The 20,042-nt window shown below is 39.0% G+C and carries 19 protein-coding genes; 4 read left to right on the top strand and 15 right to left on the bottom strand.

Features of this window, described 5'->3' with window-relative positions; all coding sequences use genetic code 11:
- Window positions 1-2: 2 nt before the first annotated feature.
- Window positions 3-194 (bottom strand): capping complex subunit for YIEGIA, encoded by a 192-nt coding sequence (locus MKZ26_RS02595; RefSeq protein ID WP_067209356.1) that lies wholly within the window; start codon window positions 192-194, stop codon window positions 3-5.
- Window positions 195-267: 73 nt separating this feature from the next.
- Window positions 268-1,143, bottom strand: a complete 876-nt coding sequence (locus MKZ26_RS02590) for a YIEGIA family protein (protein WP_340764184.1) — start codon at window positions 1,141-1,143, stop codon at window positions 268-270.
- A 141-nt stretch (window positions 1,144-1,284) separates the two neighbouring features.
- Between MKZ26_RS02590 and MKZ26_RS02585 the strand changes: the two genes are divergently transcribed.
- Entirely contained in the window at window positions 1,285-2,289 is a 1,005-nt protein-coding gene (locus MKZ26_RS02585; RefSeq protein WP_340764183.1) for an XdhC family protein, read from the top strand.
- A complete protein-coding gene (locus MKZ26_RS02580) occupies window positions 2,286-2,900 on the top strand; it encodes a nucleotidyltransferase family protein (RefSeq protein WP_340764181.1) in 615 nt (204 codons plus the stop codon). The genes MKZ26_RS02585 and MKZ26_RS02580 overlap by 4 nt, the downstream gene beginning before the upstream one ends.
- A gap of 14 nt (window positions 2,901-2,914) precedes the next feature.
- On the opposite strand, the gene MKZ26_RS02575 is transcribed toward MKZ26_RS02580, so the two are convergent.
- The 12 genes from MKZ26_RS02575 to MKZ26_RS02520 form a co-directional block, all read right to left on the bottom strand.
- A complete protein-coding gene (locus MKZ26_RS02575) occupies window positions 2,915-3,715 on the bottom strand; it encodes a DUF4097 family beta strand repeat-containing protein (RefSeq protein ID WP_340764179.1) in 801 nt (266 codons plus the stop codon).
- A gap of 28 nt (window positions 3,716-3,743) precedes the next feature.
- Complete coding sequence (locus MKZ26_RS02570; protein WP_340764177.1) at window positions 3,744-4,475, bottom strand: EcsC family protein; 732 nt, start codon at window positions 4,473-4,475, stop codon at window positions 3,744-3,746.
- Between the two features lie 116 nt (window positions 4,476-4,591).
- Window positions 4,592-5,293, bottom strand: a complete 702-nt coding sequence (locus tag MKZ26_RS02565) for a YwaF family protein (RefSeq protein WP_340764175.1) — start codon at window positions 5,291-5,293, stop codon at window positions 4,592-4,594.
- 292 nt (window positions 5,294-5,585) lie between these two features.
- Entirely contained in the window at window positions 5,586-6,029 is a 444-nt protein-coding gene (locus MKZ26_RS02560; protein ID WP_340764173.1) for a lipoprotein, read from the bottom strand.
- Window positions 6,030-6,262: 233 nt separating this feature from the next.
- The gene (locus MKZ26_RS02555; RefSeq protein ID WP_340764171.1) at window positions 6,263-7,558 is read right to left on the bottom strand and encodes a DUF4179 domain-containing protein; all 1,296 of its coding nucleotides are present in this window, start codon (window positions 7,556-7,558) and stop codon (window positions 6,263-6,265) included.
- Entirely contained in the window at window positions 7,558-7,827 is a 270-nt protein-coding gene (locus tag MKZ26_RS02550) for an RNA polymerase sigma factor (RefSeq protein WP_340767596.1), read from the bottom strand. Before MKZ26_RS02550 ends, MKZ26_RS02555 begins: the two co-directional genes overlap by 1 nt.
- Entirely contained in the window at window positions 7,778-8,056 is a 279-nt protein-coding gene (locus MKZ26_RS02545) for a hypothetical protein (protein WP_340764169.1), read from the bottom strand. Before MKZ26_RS02545 ends, MKZ26_RS02550 begins: the two co-directional genes overlap by 50 nt.
- Window positions 8,057-9,071: 1,015 nt before the next feature.
- The gene (gene yfkAB, locus MKZ26_RS02540) at window positions 9,072-10,202 is read right to left on the bottom strand and encodes a radical SAM/CxCxxxxC motif protein YfkAB (RefSeq protein WP_340764167.1); all 1,131 of its coding nucleotides are present in this window, start codon (window positions 10,200-10,202) and stop codon (window positions 9,072-9,074) included.
- 246 nt (window positions 10,203-10,448) lie between these two features.
- The gene (locus MKZ26_RS02535) at window positions 10,449-12,311 is read right to left on the bottom strand and encodes an ABC transporter ATP-binding protein (protein WP_340764166.1); all 1,863 of its coding nucleotides are present in this window, start codon (window positions 12,309-12,311) and stop codon (window positions 10,449-10,451) included.
- Entirely contained in the window at window positions 12,308-14,032 is a 1,725-nt protein-coding gene (locus tag MKZ26_RS02530; protein ID WP_340764164.1) for an ABC transporter ATP-binding protein, read from the bottom strand. Before MKZ26_RS02530 ends, MKZ26_RS02535 begins: the two co-directional genes overlap by 4 nt.
- A gap of 45 nt (window positions 14,033-14,077) precedes the next feature.
- Window positions 14,078-15,112 (bottom strand): HAMP domain-containing sensor histidine kinase, encoded by a 1,035-nt coding sequence (locus MKZ26_RS02525; protein WP_338656848.1) that lies wholly within the window; start codon window positions 15,110-15,112, stop codon window positions 14,078-14,080.
- 5 nt (window positions 15,113-15,117) lie between these two features.
- Entirely contained in the window at window positions 15,118-15,792 is a 675-nt protein-coding gene (locus MKZ26_RS02520) for a response regulator transcription factor (RefSeq protein ID WP_187044866.1), read from the bottom strand.
- Window positions 15,793-16,382: 590 nt separating this feature from the next.
- Between MKZ26_RS02520 and MKZ26_RS02515 the strand changes: the two genes are divergently transcribed.
- Window positions 16,383-16,682 carry a DUF3243 domain-containing protein gene (locus MKZ26_RS02515; protein ID WP_067213947.1) on the top strand — a complete coding sequence of 100 codons (300 nt, stop codon included), beginning with the start codon at window positions 16,383-16,385 and terminating at the stop codon, window positions 16,680-16,682.
- A 950-nt stretch (window positions 16,683-17,632) separates the two neighbouring features.
- On the opposite strand, the gene MKZ26_RS02510 is transcribed toward MKZ26_RS02515, so the two are convergent.
- Window positions 17,633-18,943, bottom strand: a complete 1,311-nt coding sequence (locus tag MKZ26_RS02510) for a GntP family permease (RefSeq protein WP_340764160.1) — start codon at window positions 18,941-18,943, stop codon at window positions 17,633-17,635.
- Window positions 18,944-19,352: 409 nt separating this feature from the next.
- On the opposite strand from MKZ26_RS02510, the gene MKZ26_RS02505 reads away from it, so the two are divergent.
- Window positions 19,353-19,970 carry a TetR/AcrR family transcriptional regulator gene (locus MKZ26_RS02505; protein ID WP_067209400.1) on the top strand — a complete coding sequence of 206 codons (618 nt, stop codon included), beginning with the start codon at window positions 19,353-19,355 and terminating at the stop codon, window positions 19,968-19,970.
- The last annotated feature ends 72 nt before the right edge of the window (window positions 19,971-20,042 follow it).

Raw genomic sequence — 20,042 nt, 5'->3', positions numbered from 1 at the left:
ATTTAACGTGCAACAATAACAAGTGTATCCGTGTCAACTTCATGCGCTGAAGCATCCATTATCTTCTCTAGTGTCATGCTGATTTTCTGTAATTCCTTTTGATCTTTCACAATGAAAACAGGTGCGCCGCCGCCCTGTAATGATTCCGGTTTTATCGTGATGATAGCGACAATCTCTGCATGCTGATTTTCCAAACCACTCAACTCCTTATAGTACAGACTCCAGATTACTGTCCTTTAAACGTTATGCATTTTAGATTTCGTTCCCCTATTTTCCTTTATCGGCTTCTTTAGGCATCCGGATTGCACTATCCAATACGGGGACATTGTCTAATACGGCCTTGATTTGATGGAAATCTTTTTCCCGCGGCAAAAAGAACAATGCGATTCGACCGTCTGCCATATCTCTTTTCGTAAGTGGAATCAATGCCGGTTCACCGGAATCTAGATAACTGCCCAGTACAGTAGCAACATGGTGCAACATTGCTTGTCGCTGCCCTAGGAAGGACAAAGTGACAATACTGTTTTGATTTTTCGGGATGATAATTGCACCAACTGCCTTTTCGGTAATTATTTTTCTTGTATCTTCCAGTCCCACATTTTTAATGAGGATATCACCCACAAAAAGCGTCGGACCTTCAAAACGAATCTCTGCTTCTGTAACATCCGCGATTGCATTCAATAACTGTCCTGACATGTTGAACTTCACCATGACTAGCATGATAATCCCACCGATAATTCCCAACCAGAAGGAAAACACAGCACATAATGTAGTGATAAGAGCCGTGAACATCACTAAATAATTCCGACTTTCAAACGCTTGTGCCATCCCCTCAATAAATGGCGTCCCACGCTCTACAAGTTCGAAGTTATCGATATTTTGAAGTGACTCCCTTTCCATTTTCCGAACTTCACGAAATTGAGTAGCAGCAAGACCAAGGAATGTCACGGCAGTCCAATCAGATTCCAACACTGCTGGAATCGCTACGGCACCGATGAATGCCGCAATGAAACCAAAGGAAAGGTGAATGATTCGCCCTGTCGGATACGTTGGGTATTGCCGAAAATCAGTACGTAACAAGAGTGTTCGTGCCACAAATCCAAAAACAATTCCGACTACGACCGGAAGTAAATAGTTATCCAAATACTACACCCCCGAAAAGTTATATACTTCTCTCGCATTCTAACCAAAACCACGACAGATTATAATGTGGAGACGATATTAGAGAATGAATAGAAGATTAGCTAGATGGCGACAGTGGATGAAAAGAAATGAGGTGAGAATTTGCAATCGATTCAACAAATGATTGAAACTGTATTGAATGATGTCCAACCTGTTGTGCTTGCCATGGTTTTCCAAGTGAAGGGCTCTGCTTACCGGAAAGAAGGGACCTGGATGCTGATTCAAGAGGATGGTGCACGTATCGGTGTCATCAGTGGTGGTTGTCTTGAAAATGATTTACATAATCGTGCCATAGAAATGTTTAATACAGGAAAAGTAGAAATTGTTCACTATGACTTAAGTGCTGAAGATGACCTTGGTTGGGGGCGTGGTGCGGGATGCAATGGAGTAATCTCAGTCTTCGTGCGCGATATCGATAATGATTTCCGGCACTTTCTAACCTTAATGCACAAACAGTTCTTGGCCATGCAACCCGTTTTATTTATCCAATCAATAAGTGAGTTTGACAACTATGCATTTTTAAATGTAAGCAAAAACTGCCTCGACCACTGGCAAGGTGAAATCCCCTTCGAACTAGATGCCTTCACTCCGTTTCAAAACAAAGTAGGACAAAAAAGTAAGGACGACGAAGACGAAATGATGTATTTTCAACTTATATGGCCTCGACCTGCCCTTTATATAATCGGTGCAGGGGTTGATGCACGACCGCTTGCACGACTTGCTGGAAACGTTGGGTATGCGGTTCATCTGTTTGATTCTCGGAGTGCACTTTGTAATGAAATTCATTTTCCTACTGCAGTATCTTTTCAGGTTGGCGACACCGAGAAACTAATCGACAATATCTCTTTAAGTCCACTCGATTCAGTTGTCATTATGACGCATGATTTCCAGTTGGATGCGAAACTAATGCATAGACTCCGCGCCCATCAATTATTGTACCTTGGTATTTTAGGGTCAAAAAAACGAACTGAACGTTTACTAGGCGAAGAAATTCCCAATTGGATTCATTCACCTATAGGGCTTTCTATTGGTGCAGATGGACCTGAGGAAATCGCTGTTAGTATAGTAGCAGAACTTATAGCAGTTAGACGCGGGGGAATTTCATGAAAATCGCAGGTATTTATCTTGCCGCTGGAAACAGCAGCCGTATGGGGAGTAATAAATTAGCACTACCTGTTGGAACCATGACAGTAGGTAGCTTAGCGCTTGAAACAGCTTTGAAATCATCGCTCGATAAAGTCTATATCATTACAAAGGATAAGGACGATGCAGATTGGCTTCCCGCTGAAATGAAACTAGATGCGAGATGTTCATTCATAAAATGTCCAACTGCTCATCATGGCCAATCCGAATCATTGCGCTACGGCATTCAACAGGCACAAACTGATCGCATGGATGCCGTCATCGTCATATTGGCGGATCAACCTTTTATCACCGTCCAAATGCTCGAAGAAATGATTGCGTGCAGGAAGAACAACCAGATGTGCAGATTCGTCGCTACCACATATGAACAGACAATCATGCCGCCAGTTCTTTTTTCGTCTTCCATGTATACCGAACTGATGGAGTTACGTGGAGACAATGGAGCAAAAGCAATTTTACGAGGTGATTTTCTCCAAAAAGGAAAGCTATTACCCTGTGCTGATAAGAGGCTAGTATTCGATGTCGATACAGAGGCTGATTACGAAGCACTCCAATTAATAGAAAAAACGAAATGATAGAATATATCCTATCATTTCGTTATCGTTATTCTTCCATTATCCGTTCTTAATTTAATCAAATTCTCACCATTTCCGAACTTCGTATGTTTGTTTTCATATCCAAAAACATCGATTCTTCCGTTGTCCGTTTTAACGTCAATCGTAGCATTCGTCGGTTCCTTTTCAGTTTGAATCTCGATTTTACCGTTATCTGTCGTTAATTCAATCGGTCGATCTAAATTGTTTGTTACAAGGGAAATTCTCCCGTTATCTGTTCTTCCGACAATCGTACCATCAACATAATCTAGTATAATTGCTCCGTTATCAGTTTTAACATTGACAACTGTAGCATCAATGGTTTTTAACTCAATCGTGCCATTGTCTGTCTCCAGTGCCAACTCTTTCGTTTGAATATTCTCCACTTTGATCCGGCCGTTATTGCTTTCCGCTTGAATTCGATCATACTGTTTTTTAGGCACTTTCACGATTAGCTTTAAGTTTAACGAGGATAAGCCAAAGTTAATGAAACTTCGCCGCTTTTCTTTGAACTGAACAGATAGTGTGTTTTCTTTTACAACAGCCTCGAAAATGAATTTCGACCTTTTCTTTGTCTTCCCTGAATACGACACTGTCGTTATCGAATCTTTGGTTGGCACAATCTCGACCATTGCATTGGTCGTCAAAATTTCAATACTGGTAAATGATTGATCATCAATCACTTTTTTCTTGGCGTTATTTTCAAAGTGATTCCCGGAATTGAACATCAATGCAATTCCACCAACAATAAGCAATACCAACGCTATGATAATGAACACTTTATTTCTAATAAACATTTTATGCCAAACCTCCTTATTTATGATTTCAAGTTTTTTCTGTATCCGAGATTCTTTGCATTAAACGAAGCCGATATGAATTCATAGCCGCTTCCCCGAGCTGGTCAAGCAGATTATAGTTGGCAAACGCGCCGACAATCGCGCCGAAGCCAGGAATTAATTGAAACATTTTCACTAAATCAATGTAATCTCGGTATTCTTGCTGAAAGTCCCTCCAATCCATATCAGCAATCAACAGTTTCTCTTCTTCCCAATTCTCAATAATAGATAATGTCTCTTTCCTTGTTTCCTCACTTGAAAATGCAAGCTGGAACACATGTAAAATGAACAATCGCTCTTCATATTCATTCGTATCAAATCCATAAACCGCAGCGGCTTCAAACAGAAACTTCATTTTAATGGATAATAGAAGCGGAAAGTCAACAAGCCCTAGCATAATTCCCCCTGCTCCAGTTCCTGCACCTTCAATGACAGCAGTTTTGCGGAATGACGAAAGCTTTTCCTTAAATAACTCATCCCGCTCATATAGACTTAGCGCGGTTGATTGCCTTTTTTTCGTCGTGATAGTAGAGCCAACCAAAGTGGCTTTCACCATGTTTTTTATGCTCTCTGTCATTACCTGATGAAACTTTTCTGGAATAAGACCATTCACTTTCATTTGCGCTTTTTTTGACGTACGGCTAATAATGCCTGATCGCTTTGTCATTTTCCGCTTCCAAAAATGCAACTCCTCTTGAACTTTCATCGTATAGTCAACCATAATTCTGTACCCTTCTCTCTGTTGCAATCAATTCACTGATTACAATTTAGTATAATGGATAGGATTTTAATTCAAATGGACCTGAGAAGTGATTGCAACTCAGTCTTAAGATGTAGTTAACGTGACCCATCACGAAAATGCCACTTTCTAAATAGTAGCCACAAACAGACGAAAATCAAAAATGCTACTCCTTCGAGCGCTAAAATGTACCACGGATAGGGTCCTAAGTAGTCAAGCAAACTTCCGTTGACTGGTTTTTCCCTTAAGAACATATAGTTGCCTTGGAAAAATACATTAACCGCAAATATAAGTGGCAACAACAAGTTTAAAATAATCATTGTCTTGATGATTCCTATAAAAGTAGGCCTGTATCCTTTCATCCACGTAAAGTATAGTGCCGTTATTATGATTCCAATATGTGTGTAAAAAAAGTGGAAATACCTGAAATGCGGGAATCCAACATCTAATACAGGAGTCGCCATCGCTTGAAGCGCCCCTCCAATACCTGCAAAAAAGATGAAATCATACAAAAGCCTATTCCCTGTCCATAAGAGAACAATCGCAACAAGTAAACTAATGCTGCATAATTCTAGCGGCAACGAATCGCTAAGTCCCCATCTCCCAGTTACAATCATCCAAACATGATAAAGGACTTCCATTACCAATAAAGTCAACGCAAAAAGGCGTTCATACTTCGACGACACCGACCATCGCCTTCTTAAAATAAATAACAATAAGATGGATAGGCACAACACGCCTATTGCCGCCACATGCTCCATTGAAAATAATAAGAAGGAAGGTTCACTATAGCCAGCCATCCTTGTACCCCATTTCTGTAAGTCCTTTTATCTTGATTTATAAACAATATCCACTTTCCCGACCTTATTATCCATTTTATACGTTTTTGCTGATTCCGGATAGGCTATCTTTATGCAAGATACCTTTATGTCGACAGGAAAACCATTGAAATACTCGAAGTTGCAAGTTGAATGCTAGGCGTAGCCATCATGTATCCAAAGACTTCTCCGGATCCTTCAATATGTTTTTTTGACTCTTATGAATAGCTTTCAAAATTGGGCCGTTCATATTGTCGTTAACAATTACGCGTATCTACATTTCATACACGATTAACTGTTCATTGCCGAATATTTCATCGAACGAAACGGGTTTTCCATTGATAAAAAGGTTTATCGTATCATATTTCTCTACCGTTTTGATTTTATATAATACTTGATATTTTAATTTGGTGTTTGAGTAGTCAGAATCATATTCTTGATTGATAAACACGTTCAATGTGTCTTGTTGAGCACTTATATTAAAGTCACTAAAATAAACGGCATCATTTCCTTGATTAACATATATTCCATTTATAAATACATACATATTTTTTTCACCATCAAGGTAGAGATAATTACCATTCTTCACTTCAGCATATTCAATAAATTCCTGTACAGCATCATTTGCATTACCTATGCTTATTTCTGAAAATGAAAAATCCGAATTACACCCAGTTAATAGAAGGATCAGAACAATTAACGATAATCGCTTTTTCACATCAGCACTCCTTGTAATAATAGTGGTTTATTTCTGTTCAGATAACTAACTCTGCTAAAAGTATCTTTTATCATTAATACGTTACTAACAACCTATTCATTTCATTAATTGAAAATTAAAAACGATGCCTTTATGAGATTTCATTTACTCATAGAGACATCGTTTTCATTATTTTTTAAAACCTGATGAATTGATAGCCAATATTCAATTGAAAGGTAGGATTCGAAAACTTATTACTCAAGTGGAATATCCACTTCTACCTTGCCGTCCAAATACAGCGGATAGCTATTAATATTCAGACGAATTGGATTCACTTCATTCTCAAAATCAAATGTAGAGACTGTTGTGACATAAGGTGCTTCTCTGCTAGCATGCATTTCGATTAAACTATTACTTAAATCATCGCCTTCTTTGTCAAATATTCCAGCCAATAGTAGCCAACCGCCAGGTCGATAAGTGACTTCCAATGTATTGCGGGATGGCACTTGCACAGCAATATCCAGTCCACTCGGCACATACAGCACTTTCTGTTGCTCAAAATCGACCTCGATATAATCCGAGCCTTTTGGAAGTGCTTCGATCCTCTCCATCACTAACGTTAGTTTTTTCGGCTGCCTGAAGTAATTGCTCTGCATGAATAGACTTACTTCGCCATCACGCAATAGACCGCCATCTCCATTTCTCGGTTGACCCCAATCTTCACCATTCTCATCAATCAAACGAACCGATGTAAACTTTAGTAAATGCATTGTGTTTTGTTCGTCAGTAGTTAGTCGGATTTCTGCGCGTAACGGCGAAATTTTCAACTGTTTAATGTCAATTTTTTGACCATCTACGACAACAGATTGGTTCACTTCATATACTTTTGGTTGTTTAATGGGCTTGGTGAGTGTGAATGGCACGGCGAACTTTGTCTCTGCTGGATCACTCAAGACCAAATTAAATTCAAATGACATATTAGCATACGATAATTCATCAGCAGACGTAATTTCAACTTTGTCTTCCTGTACAGTTCTTTCACCCGATCTAGAGACATTGTATGAACTTGCGACACCAAATGGAATACCTTGTTGAGACACCTCTAAAGAAGTTATACTCACTTTGGAAAGATCAAAGGGGGATTCAAGCTTATAAAATATCGTCATGCCCGAATGATCAGCTACGACATTCTGTAAAGTCAAGGTATAGTCGCCCTGCGTTACTACAATTCCGAGTTCTTCATAGTAATTATTTTCAACAATGTCGCTGATTCCTTTATCATAAGCAATCATGCCAACGATAGGAGAAAACCCTGGAATTTTGGCCACAGCTTGTGCAAACACAGGGGAAACGCGAATCGACGTCACAAATAGTAGCAGTACAATAGCAGCTACACTGGCGACTGAATACAGACCGCGCTTTCTCTTCTTAGTCAACCGATGCTGATGCACGGCAGTTACACGTGCTTGATGCAATTCTTCTTTTGGGATTTCAACCGCTTCTAATTCCTCCGTCAACTTCTGCCAGTCCTGCTCATTCAAGTTGGTCATTATAGTTCCTCCTTTGCAATGAGTACGCGTAATCTTTTTAACGTCTTATGTAGCCTCGATTTCACAGTACCTTCGGGAATTTGCTTCAAGTGTGCAATTTCTCCGTTCTTCAAATCCTGGAAGTATTTTAAATAGATAAGTTCTTGTTGTTCTGTTGGCAGACTTGTGATAATATCGGCCATTTCAAATGGTTTATGATCTGTCGACGCTAGTTCAATTTCATGATTGTAGACTAATTTCTCTTGTTTCTTTTTCATATCTAGGCAAATATTGATGATAATTCGGACAAGCCAGGTTGCTATGTACGTTGGTTCTTTGACGGTATGTATCTTTTTTTAAAGCTCGATACGTCAGCTCTTGCATAGCTTCAATAGCATCATGCTCATTTTTCAAATACGCATAAGCCGTACGATAGAGCGTATCTTCATGTTGTGCCAACAGCTTCACCAACGCCCGTTCATCACCCGCAATGGTCCTTTTCGCCAAATCCAGCTCCATACTCCCACCCCCTGTTACCTATTAGACAGTTCAAACTGGTAAATCGTTCATTTTATTTTTTTCAATAAAAAACGAATTCAACTAAATTTAGTGAACTCGTTGCTTAACTCCCTCTTATATTAGCATTATCATGCACTTCATAAGAAAACTATTCATCAATATACATAGTGGTACCAAGATAGAGGAATAAGGAGCTTTAGTGGCGAAAACAATCACATAGAGAGATATAAAATCACTTCTTTCCACGTGCTTTAGCACTTAGTGTATCTGTAACAGCGGAGAGCGGCGGACGAAAGACCACACATACGATTATCGAAAAAACTGTGTAGTGAGAAACCTCGCTAATGGTGTAGTAGCCGTTCAGTCCAAAGCGATTCAAAAGTACCTATACATAGAGCGCCTGGGACTTAATCACAAGAGTAAGTAGTAATTTACTGGTTGATTTTGGTGAATATACACTTGCGATATGAAAGCAATCTATCTGATAGGGGATGATTTAACTGAAGCTTACATATAAAAATAATCACATGTGGACTATCACTGGGTTTATATGGTCGATAGTTGCTGTATTGAACGTAGGTTTGATATTTTTTCTTTTGAATGGTAGTAATGGTGCATTTGGTTTAGTAGTTGGCCCTATACTCCTATTGAACATTTTATTGTCTACTATACTGGCCGTATATTACTTCAAATTACAAACAATCGATTATCTCAGGTTAAAAGACAACTCGCTTTCTATTCATAAAGGGTTAGTTTTCCGAAGAAAAAGAGTAGATCTATCAGATATTGAACAAGGGCGTGTTAGCGCTAGCAAACTGATCTTGATATTAAAAAACGAAAAAGAAATCGACATAAACTTGAATCTATTAACTATAAAGGATTACGAAAGACTACATTCTACGATGCTTCATTTTTGTCCAATTCAATCTCATTATTGAATTAACAAAACTAAAACGTAAAAACGACACCACCATGAGAACTTAATTTCTCATAGCGATGTCGTTTTAAATTTGTTTTATATCGATATATTTGCTTTCTTTTTCGTGAAGTCCACCTCAGGATAATACGCATCTTTAACCAATAGATTCGGCCCTAAGCAGTTAACCGCGGGACAATGGCAACCAATCGTTTTTGCAAGTGGGCGCTCAAGCCAGCGGTCGAGCATTACAGGAAGCGATTCCGTCTGAATATTGCCCATTGGCGGTGTATCACCAAAATCCGTGACAATCACATCGCCAGTGAAAATATTGACGTTCAGACGGGATCTGCCATCTGGGTCATTACGTACTGATACGTTTTTACTGTTGTAAATTCGTTTTAACAGCACCAAATCCTCTTCGTTATCACTGCACGCATAAAATGGCAATGTACCAAACAGCATCCAGACATCTTCGTCACGATGATCCAGTAACTCATGAATCGCTTTCCGCGTTTCATCTAATGAAAGCACTTCAAGCTGAGAAGCGAAATCACTTGGATACATTGGGTGCACCTCGTGGCGCGCACATTTCATTTCCTCTACGACTTGTCGATGAATATGTTCTAGATGCGGCAACGTTCGTTTATTCAACATCGTTTCCGCTGAAACCATGACACCTGCTTCAGCCAATGCTCGGCTGTTATCGATCATCCGCTGGAATTGCTCAGCTCGGCGTTCCCGAGGTGGTTTACGTTCCATATTGGCGAATCCACCGTCCACGAAGTCATCGACTGTGCCCCAGTTATGTGAAATATGTAAGACGTCCAAATAGGGTGCAATTGCCATATAGCGGTCGAGTGGCATCGTTAAGTTCGAATTCATTTGTGTACGGACTCCACGTTCATGCGCATACTTCAATAACGGTAGAACATAGTTCTCTACCGACTTTTTAGAGAACATCGGCTCTCCGCCTGTGATACTTATAGTTCTTAATTGTGGAATTTCATCTAGGCGAGACAGTAGCAATGCTACTTGTAATGCGTCAGGATCTTTATGCTGTAACATATACCCGACTGCACAATGTTCACAACGCATATTGCATAAATACGTCGTCGTGAATTCAATGCTCGACAATGTCAGTTTGCCATGCTCCTGTACATCCAAGTATGCTTCCCATGGATCGAAAGCAGGCGTCATTTTTTTGAGTGTTGCTACATCAGTTTTCATTTTTTATTAACTCCTATACGTATAATAAGCTACTAAAATAGTATGCACCTCAAGCGGACCTTTCGCAAGGCATAAAAAATACCCCATCCTAGAAACCAACTCGTGGATGGGGTTTATCTAACTTGTCTAGACTAAAGCGCCTTGCCCCTCGAGTCACTTCATTCTTGCTGATAAAGGCAAAGGGCGCCTTTATCTTCAAGCCTTCCAGTGCTTGTCGGGGCAGAACAGGCGCTTCCGCTTTTGCTGTTACACTGCAGGTTTATTGGAAAACTGGCTGTTGTACAAATCTGCGTAAAAGCCGTTCTCTTCCAACAGCTCGTTATGTGTTCCTTGTTCAATTACCTTCCCTTGATCCATTACGATGATTAGATCAGCATCCCGGATCGTTGAAAGTCGGTGAGCAATGACGAAGCTCGTTCTCCCTTCCATTAAGCGGTTCATCGCCTGTTGAATGAGGAGCTCTGTCCGTGTATCTACACTCGAAGTCGCTTCATCCAAAATCATAACAGGAGGATTTGCCAGAACGGCACGAGCTATCGTAATAAGTTGCTTTTGTCCTTGTGAAATGTTAGATGCTTCCTCATTCAAGACTGTATCATAGCCCTCCGGCAATGTTCGAATAAAGTGATCGGCATGAGCCATTTTGGATGCAGCGAAAATCTCATCATCCGTTGCGCCCTCTTTTCCGAAAGCGATATTGTCTTTAATCGTCCCATTAAAGAGCCATGTATCTTGGAGAACCATTCCAAAAGTCGTTCGAAGATCTTCACGTGACATATCACGTGTGTCGAGTCCGTCAATTGTAATCTTCCCGCCGTTCAGTTCGTAAAAACGCATTAATAAATTAATCAATGTCGTTTTCCCGGCACCAGTTGGCCCTACAATGGCGACCGTTTGACCTGGGCTCACATCAATGTTCATATCTTCAATTAACAAATCGTCCCCGTAACCAAAGTCGACGTGTTCAAATGTCACTGTACCTTCTGCACGCGTTAAACTCGCTATCGTCACTTCTTTTATTTCTTCTTCCTCATCAAGTAGTTCAAAGACCCGCTCCGCTGCAGCGACAGTCGACTGAATGATGTTCGCGATATTTGCCGTTTGCATAATCGGCTGTGTGAATTGACGTGTATACGTAATGAACGCTTGAATATCCCCGATTGAAATAGCGCGCTGTGTTACTAAAATACCACCAACTACACAGATAACGACATAGCTGAGGTTGCCAATCAAAGACATCACTGGCATGATAATCCCGGAAATGAATTGGGCTTTACGGCCCGCATCATATAGTTGTTCATTCACCTCATCAAATTCAGCAACGGACTTTCGCTCATGGCCGAATGCTTTGACGACCTGGTGACCTGTGTACATCTCTTCAACATGGCTATTCAATTGACCAAGCGTACGTTGTTGGGCAGCGAAATGCTTTTGTGACCTCTTCAAAATTGGCCGGATGCCAAACAACGATAGGGGTAAACTGACGAGCGCAATAAGTGTCAACACAGGGCTGATCGTTAACATCATGATAAGAATCCCAACAATTGTAACAACTGATGTGATAAATTGCGTCAAACTCTGTTGCAATGTGCTTCCAATTGTATCAATATCATTCGTTACCCGGCTAAGTGTTTCGCCAACCGGACGGCCATCGTAATATTTAAGTGGTAGTTTCTTAAGCTTGCCGTTGACATCTTCCCGTAAATCATACACCGTTTTTTGTGCCACACTCGACATGATGTATTGTTGAATATAGCTAAATAGGCTACTGATGATATATAAACCTGCGAGTAAAAGGAGTAACTTACCGATTGCCTCAAAATCGATTCCTGCTCCAGGCACACCTGTGGCCTTGCCATAAGCACCTTCAAATAATTCGGTAATCGCATTCCCCATTATTTTAGGTCCTACAATCATAAAGACTGTACTTAAAATTGCTGCAAAAAATACAGCGATTAATGAATTGCGACGGGGTTTTAAATAACCAATCAGGCGGCGTAATGTACCTTTAAAGTCCTTGGCCTTTTTCCCTGTCATCATCATCATATTTCCTCCGCCAGGTCCCATTGGGGCTCCTCCTTGAGGTCTTGACTGTTTTTGTTCACTCATGCGATTTCCTCCTCCGAGATCTGTGATTCGACGATTTCACGATAGACCTGATTATGTTCAAGAAGTTCCTCGTGCGTACCAATGCCGGCAATTCCACCGTTGTCTATGACGATGATCTGATCCGCATCGATAACGGTACTAACACGTTGTGCAACGATGAGGACAGTCGCTTGCCCCGTTTCATCTTTTAAAGCAGCACGTAAATTTGCATCCGTTTTGTAATCAAGTGCGGAGAAACTATCATCGAAAATATAAATATCTGGTTTACGAATTAACGCACGTGCAATGGATAGCCGCTGCTTCTGACCTCCTGACACATTCGATCCACCTTGCGAAATAACAGCATCGTAGCCGTCATCCATCCTAGAAATGAAATCTTCAGCTTGCGCAATACGAGCAGCATGCTCGATTTCAGCTTGCGTTGCATCTTGTTTGCCGAAACGAATGTTTTCAGCAATCGTACCGGAAAAGAGCAGCGCTTTTTGTGGAACGAAGCCGATTTTCGATCGTACTTCTTCTTGTGATGATTCGCGAATATCAACACCATTGACGCGAATCGTACCGGAAGTAACGTCATAAAAGCGTGGAATCAAGTTAATAAGCGTTGTTTTTCCCGCGCCTGTTCCGCCAATAATAGCGGTCACTTTACCCGATTTTGCCGTAAAGCTAATATCCGATAATGCTGGCGCCTCGGCACCCGGGTAGCTAAATGATACACTGTCAAATTCAAGTGTTCCCGGCTCTTTGTCCGCTTTTTTAGTACCTTCATCCAGAAACGTTGGTTGCATCGCAAGAACTTCGTTAATCCGTTTTGCTGAAACAGCAGCTCGAGGTATCATAACAAACATCATCGATGCCATAACAAGTGCGAACATAATCTGCATAACGTATTGTATAAATGCCATCAAATCCCCAATTTGCATGGCACCATTATCAATTCTAAGTCCACCAAACCAAATTACCCCAACAACGGTTAGGTTCATAACGAGCATCATAACAGGCATTAAAAATGCCATCATCTTGTTAACCTTGATTGATACATCAGTCAAATCTTTATTCGCTTTCTTTAGGCGAACCTGCTCTTGTTTTTCACGGTTAAACGCACGAATCACACGAATACCTGTTAAGTTCTCACGTAAAACAAGGTTTAGCCGGTCCAATCGCGTTTGCACTGTTTGGAACAGAGGTACTCCTTTATATAGAATAAGTAACACTGAACCGATTAATATAGGCATCGCCGCAACAATAATTAACGATAACTTTGCATCCTTTGAAACAGCCATAATTATACCGCCAACCAACATAATCGGGGCACTTACTACCATCCGAAGCATCATAATGACCACTTGCTGCACTTGCGTAATATCATTTGTCGTTCTTGTAATCAGTGATGCCGTGCCAATTTCATCAAAATCTTGAAGTGAAAAGTTCTCCACATGATCAAATACTTTTCGGCGAATATCCCGACCTAATCCCATTGCCGCTTTTGAAGAGTAGTAACTTGCAACAATAGATGCAATCGCCCCAAGTGCAGCAACCAAGAGCATGATTCCTCCAATCTTCCAAATATACGGGATATCACCAATAACGACTCCTTTGTCGATAATATCCGCCATTAGCGTCGGCAAAAATAGATCCGACATCGATTGAATGAAAACAAGTCCTAATATCGCTAGTACAATCCATTTGTAGACGGATAAATTTTTTAACAATTTTAACATTCCACAGATTCTCCTTGTTCTATAGACTTCCTGACAATCACTTTCTTAAATTAGCAAGGTAACTGTAAAAATGGTGCCTTCATTCAATTTACTTTGTACTTGAATAGAACCATCATGCATGTCGATGATTTTCTTCGTAATGGACAAACCTAAACCGCTTCCACCTAGCATACGATTACGTGATTTATCCACTTTATAGAAGCGCTCAAATATATGCGCTTGATCTTCCTCAGCTATACCCATTCCTGTATCCGCAATGGTCACAACTGCTTCCTGCGCACGCTGATATAGAACTATTTTCAGACTACTACCACTAGGTGTGAACTTGATACTATTGTTAATGAGATTAATCCATACCTGACTCATCAGCTCTTCGTCAGCGATGATTTCCACTTCATCTAATGAAATATCCAACTCCAACGATTTAGCAACCCATTGAGGTTCACAAGATAGAATGATTTCACGAATTTGTTTATCCAAACGATACGCTACTGGCTCAAAAGGGTGATGTTGAGATTCTATGGATGTTAGCTTCAGTAAATTATCGCTTAGATTGGCTAATCGCCTACTCTCGGTTTCAATAATCCCAAGATAATGTTCCCGTTCCTTTAACGTTAAATCGCTTTGCTTTAAGACAGTAGCAAAACCACTAATCGAGGCAAGTGGCGATTGGATTTCATGCGAGACATTGGAGATAAACTCTTGACGCATTTGCTCTATTTGATTCAGCTCTACCGCCATCTCATTAATGCTCTCTACTATTTTTCCAAAAGGATGATTCTTTTTATGTTTAAATTGATTCGCCAACTTGACATCATAATCGCCCTTGGAAATTCTTCGCATGGCATCTATCATCATTGTGAAAAAATCCATTCGGCGTGGAGAAACAAACCTCGAAAAAATCCAGCTAGTGACAATGAACAGAAAAATCATCGCAAACAATGTAATCAACCCTCTTGAGAAGTCACTGATATGCAAATCCCATTTCTTATGAATGAACGAAGTTCCTAAGTAAGCTAGCGACCAGTAGCAAACAGTGACGATTAACCAAGCAATTACGGCCGTTCCAATACGCAGCACTTTTCTCAACCTTCTACCTCTAGGCGATAACCTAATCCGCGAATGGTGCTAATCTTAAAGGAATCACAGTGATCGGAAAAACGCTCGCGCAATCGATTAATATGCACGTCAACCGTTCGATCTGTACCTTCGTAATCATACCCCCATATATCCTCAATCAACTGCTCCCGTGAAAAGGTTTTACCTGGATAGCTCGCTAATTTAAACAGCAATTCAAATTCTTTCAGCGGTAACTCCACGTTTCGATTTTCCAAGAACACTTCATATGTTTTGCGATTCATCATCAGTTCGCCTACCTGAACCGTCTGCGAAATTGCAATTCGATAGCGTTTAAGTAGCGCTTTTACCCGTGCAACAAGTTCAGCTGGCTCAAATGGTTTCACAAGATAATCGTCTGTACCCAACTCAAACCCTTTGACTTTCTGTGTCGTATCTCCTTTGGCTGTCAGCATCAGCAACGGGATATCATACTGCTTTCTAATTTCTCGGCATAACTCCCATCCATCCATGTTTGGCATCATTATATCTAATATAACTAGGTCTGCCTTAAATGACTCCAGTGCTACCAAAGCTTCAACACCATCACATGCTTCAACAATTTCAAGGCCGTCTGGACGTAAGAAAAGTCCGACCAACTCGCGCATATGTGGATCATCATCTACAATTAATACCTTTGCCATGCTTGAACACCTTCTTTCTTTGCTCAACAATTAATTCATTTTAATAGATACATGTAAACTCAATATAAACAACGGTTATCAAATGAAGGTATTTATTAATTACTAACCCAGTAATATCAGCGTTTAGCGCTTCTTCACATTATACAGCTTTGTAAAAGAAGTGATATAAAACAGGATGGTTGGGGTGGATTTTAAAAAACGCTGATAGGCGCACAACCCATAACGAAAAAAAACAGCTATCATCTCGATTGAGAGGCTGACTGCTTTTATTGTTCAGCTTTTCAAGTATATTGCGGACTTTATCGCACACGTCTTCGGATTCTTCTATAAAAACTTCATATTCAATTTACCGATTAAATAGTCTTTCGCCATGTACATCCTTTACAATGACTCGTTATATTCAACAGACGTAACTAATTAATTGCACACACTTGCTTCCCCTTTTGATTCACCATACCGAGTTATTGTTTGTATTATAAATAAAAAACTCATTTCCACTAAAAAATCGAAGTAATTATTTTCCTGTTTATAGCACTGAGTTTAAGTGAACACTATAAGTTCAAACAAAAAAGGGAGTGTTTTTAGTGGATATGAAGGATAAAGTACAAAAAGAATTATCTCAAATTGACGTCGAGAAAAAGGACGAAATTTTAGAAAACTTTAATCGATTCAAACAGTATCTTTCGGAGAAAGTTGAGTTAGGGGAAAACATGGGCTTGAGTGAAGAAAAACTTGCCAAAACTACAGAATTAGTTGCAAATTATCTCGCCAAACACGAAGAGCCCCGCAATAGGGAGGAAAAAATGCTAATGGAACTTTGGAATTCCGGTTCTAAAGAAGCGCAACACACATTAGCGCATATGTTACTGGAAATGGTACGGAAAGCTTAGTAAAACGAGTAGTTCATGTTTATATTAAATAGATGACTGTAATTAATCAAAATGCGACCTATCCGCTAATCTGTGGATGGGTCGCTTTTACTTTATCTTACTTATTTATCCCAACAAGTATATTAACCGCTAACACCCATACAGTTACAGCTGCGGAATATTTTGGACCATCGGATTTCAATGCGAATAGATGGCCCGTATATGATCTCACGCCCACCTTCAACTAAAGTTCCTTATTAGTTGAAGAAACGATTTGTAAAAACAAATATTATAGGCTCCATTAAAAAATAAAATCAAATCGCCAAGTGTACCAACAAAAAAAACACAACATAATAACTTGCAATCGTGATTTCATTGTTAAACAGTTCTTTGGATGCCTGAATAAACAACGAATTAAACTTAAACTAACTTAATATCCAACCGATTAAAAGAAAACTTACAATCATCATTGCTCTTTCTTGTCCCCTTCTTTAAAACAAATAGATTCGCTATTTTCTTATTCATTTATTATCCATGCTTCAACTAACTTTGAGGCTAACTCTCCGTTTGATGAAAAGCGTTATCCCGAACTTTTCAAGTACTTGTGTAGCCGTTATTTCTACTTCTTCGTTGTTCGACACATCTTCTTTGAAAAAAGTCTCGTCAACACCGGGTGATTGTAATTCCTGTACTTTTGTATTCCCAGCTTGTTGATCAAAATCAAGAACGACTACTCATGCACCTTGTTTACCAAATAACGTAGCTGCACCAACAACTGGCACTCTTTCACATTGCCCCTATAATGATTACGACACCTTAACCACCTCCAACACGGAATATAACAAGTCCTAATGACTTACTAGACTATTAAATTCTCTGAAGCAGGATAGTAACAATTACCTCTCCGCAAGATATTTTTAAGTAAATACCGAATTCCCGCTCTAACAACCCAAACATGATTAATCAAATAATTAATAGAACAAAATTGCAACTATTAATGCCGGAATAGCTGCTAGAATAGGAGCTATTACGCAAGTCATAAAAACATGTATGTATCCATCTTTATGTGTTAGTCCTGTTACAACTAAAGTCGTTATTACTGCTCCATTGTGAGGTAAGGAATCCAAACCACCAGATGCCATTGCTGCAATCCTATGAATTGCGTTCGGATCTAAGTCTAAATTCACATAAGTCTCTGATAAAGTTTCCATCGCTATCCCTAAACCGCCAGATGCTGATCCAGTAATACCAGCTAGAGCCGTTGTTGCAATATAAAGTGAAATCAACGGACTTCCCGGAACATTTGTCATTATATCTACGAAAATAGCAAAGCCTGATGTTGCCGCAATAACAGCTCCATAGCCAACGTCCGCACTTGTATTAATTAGTGGTAAAACTGCATTCGTTGCACCGATGTTGATTGTTTCTTTTTTCATATCTATATAATTCCAAAAGACGATTGTACAAATTAAAACAGAAATCATTAATGTATATAAGACTTCTATTTTTAATAAGTTTAATAAAACTAATAAAAGTATTGGCGGGGTCATACTTAACATTAAATTGGGTAATTTTTTGTTAGCATACTTATCGATGATTTCCTCATCTTTTTTATCCTCAAGATTTTTCATTGTTGCATAAGTTTCGCCTTTTTTCTCAGACCTATTTAAGGCATATTTTAAATACCAAAGATTAAGCACAAGGACAGTGATGGTTCCTGCAATTCCAATCCATGCTCCCGATGTAACACTAGTGTTTAAATAACTGATTGGAATAATATTTTGAATTGAAGGTGTGCCAGGTAACATTGTCATCGTAAATGTTCCAATTCCAATGAAAAAGGGTGCCAAAAATAAATGCCAAGGTATATCCATTTCTTTGAAAAGTGGTTTAGCAATTGGTAAAACTGCAAAAATAACAACGAACAAACTAATACCGCCATATGTTAAAAATGCACAAATCACCATAATTGAAACCAATACTTTATATTTACTGTTTTTACCTAAAACTTTCAACAATGATTCTGCTATTCTTCTTGCTGCTCCACTGTCATCCATGAATTTTCCAAACATTGCAGCAAAAAGGAAAATTAAGTAGTAATTCTTTGCATAGTTAACAAATCCACCCATATAGTCATTTTGAAATGTTTCTAAAATTGGCATACCGTTTAGCACTATAACAAATAAGCTGACAATCGGGGCAATAATGATAATTGTAAATCCCCTTAACGCAAGGAATATTAATAAAATTAATGAAAGAACTATCGTAGTTATACTCCACATTCCCATTCCCCCTTGTATATTTCTTTAAGCTAGTACTCTACCCTTTAAATACTCTAGTTCGAAGCGCACTTTCATAATTGATGACTTCAAACCTATGAAAGTGCTCTCTATTACTTGAGTATTTATCACCAACAAGATTAAATTGTTTTTCAACCAAACTGCAACACAATTACAATCAGACTGTAGTCCAATTGTAATTCAAGAGTCAATATTCTGTCAACAAGATATTAGAGTACCATTAAAACAATTCCAAAACCCAGTGTTTACTTGAGTATTAATTGCTAAAATGATTGACTTACTATAAAATAACTTTCATAACCAGACCCAAGTACAAATTCAACTGGATTGCAGCCTGATTATGATATAATAGATAATATTCTGACAACACTATATTGGAGTGATTTTTTTGATGAAAAAAGAAAATAAACAAAGTAGAGGTAAAATGACTCAAAAAAGAATTTTAGAAACTGCATTGAAATTATTCACTGAAAAAGGCTATGATAAAGTAACCGTTGATGAAATTTGCGAAAAGAGTGAGTCATCTAAAGGTTCTTTTTATCAGCATTTTTCATCAAAATCAACTATATTTTTAGTGAAATTCTTTGAAGTAGATGACCACTATGCCCAAGTAATAGAAGCTATGCCGGAAGATATCGATGTGTATGAAAAAATATCAATATTTTTTCATGAGGCTTTGTGTATCATTAATGATCAGATGGGAAAGGACTTAATGAAAGTCATTTATAGTTCCGCGCTTGTTTCAAATGACCATACTTATTTCTTAAATAAAGATCGAGAACTAACTCGTATTTTCATATCTTTCGCTGAAGAAATCCAAAGGAACCAACCGATAGATTCTGCTTCTCAAGTAGAGGATTTATTAATGATGATGAGTCAAACAATGATGGGCGTTATATACTATTGGAGTGTTAGCCAAGACGATCGAAAGTTACCTGAGCTGGCTCAATACGTTACAAAAACAATGATTAAAGGTCTGAAAAGTTTGAACGAGGTTCATTTGCCCTAAGTAGATTAACCCCATATTTAAATGGGCACTTACACATCAGAAATTATGAAAGTTTAATTATTCGAGAATGTA

The organism is Sporosarcina sp. FSL K6-6792 (assembly GCF_038004885.1).
In the GTDB taxonomy this organism is placed as follows: domain Bacteria; phylum Bacillota; class Bacilli; order Bacillales_A; family Planococcaceae; genus Sporosarcina; species Sporosarcina psychrophila.
Note: the sequence above shows the minus strand (reverse complement) of the source record. Positions and strands in the feature narration are given on the sequence as shown.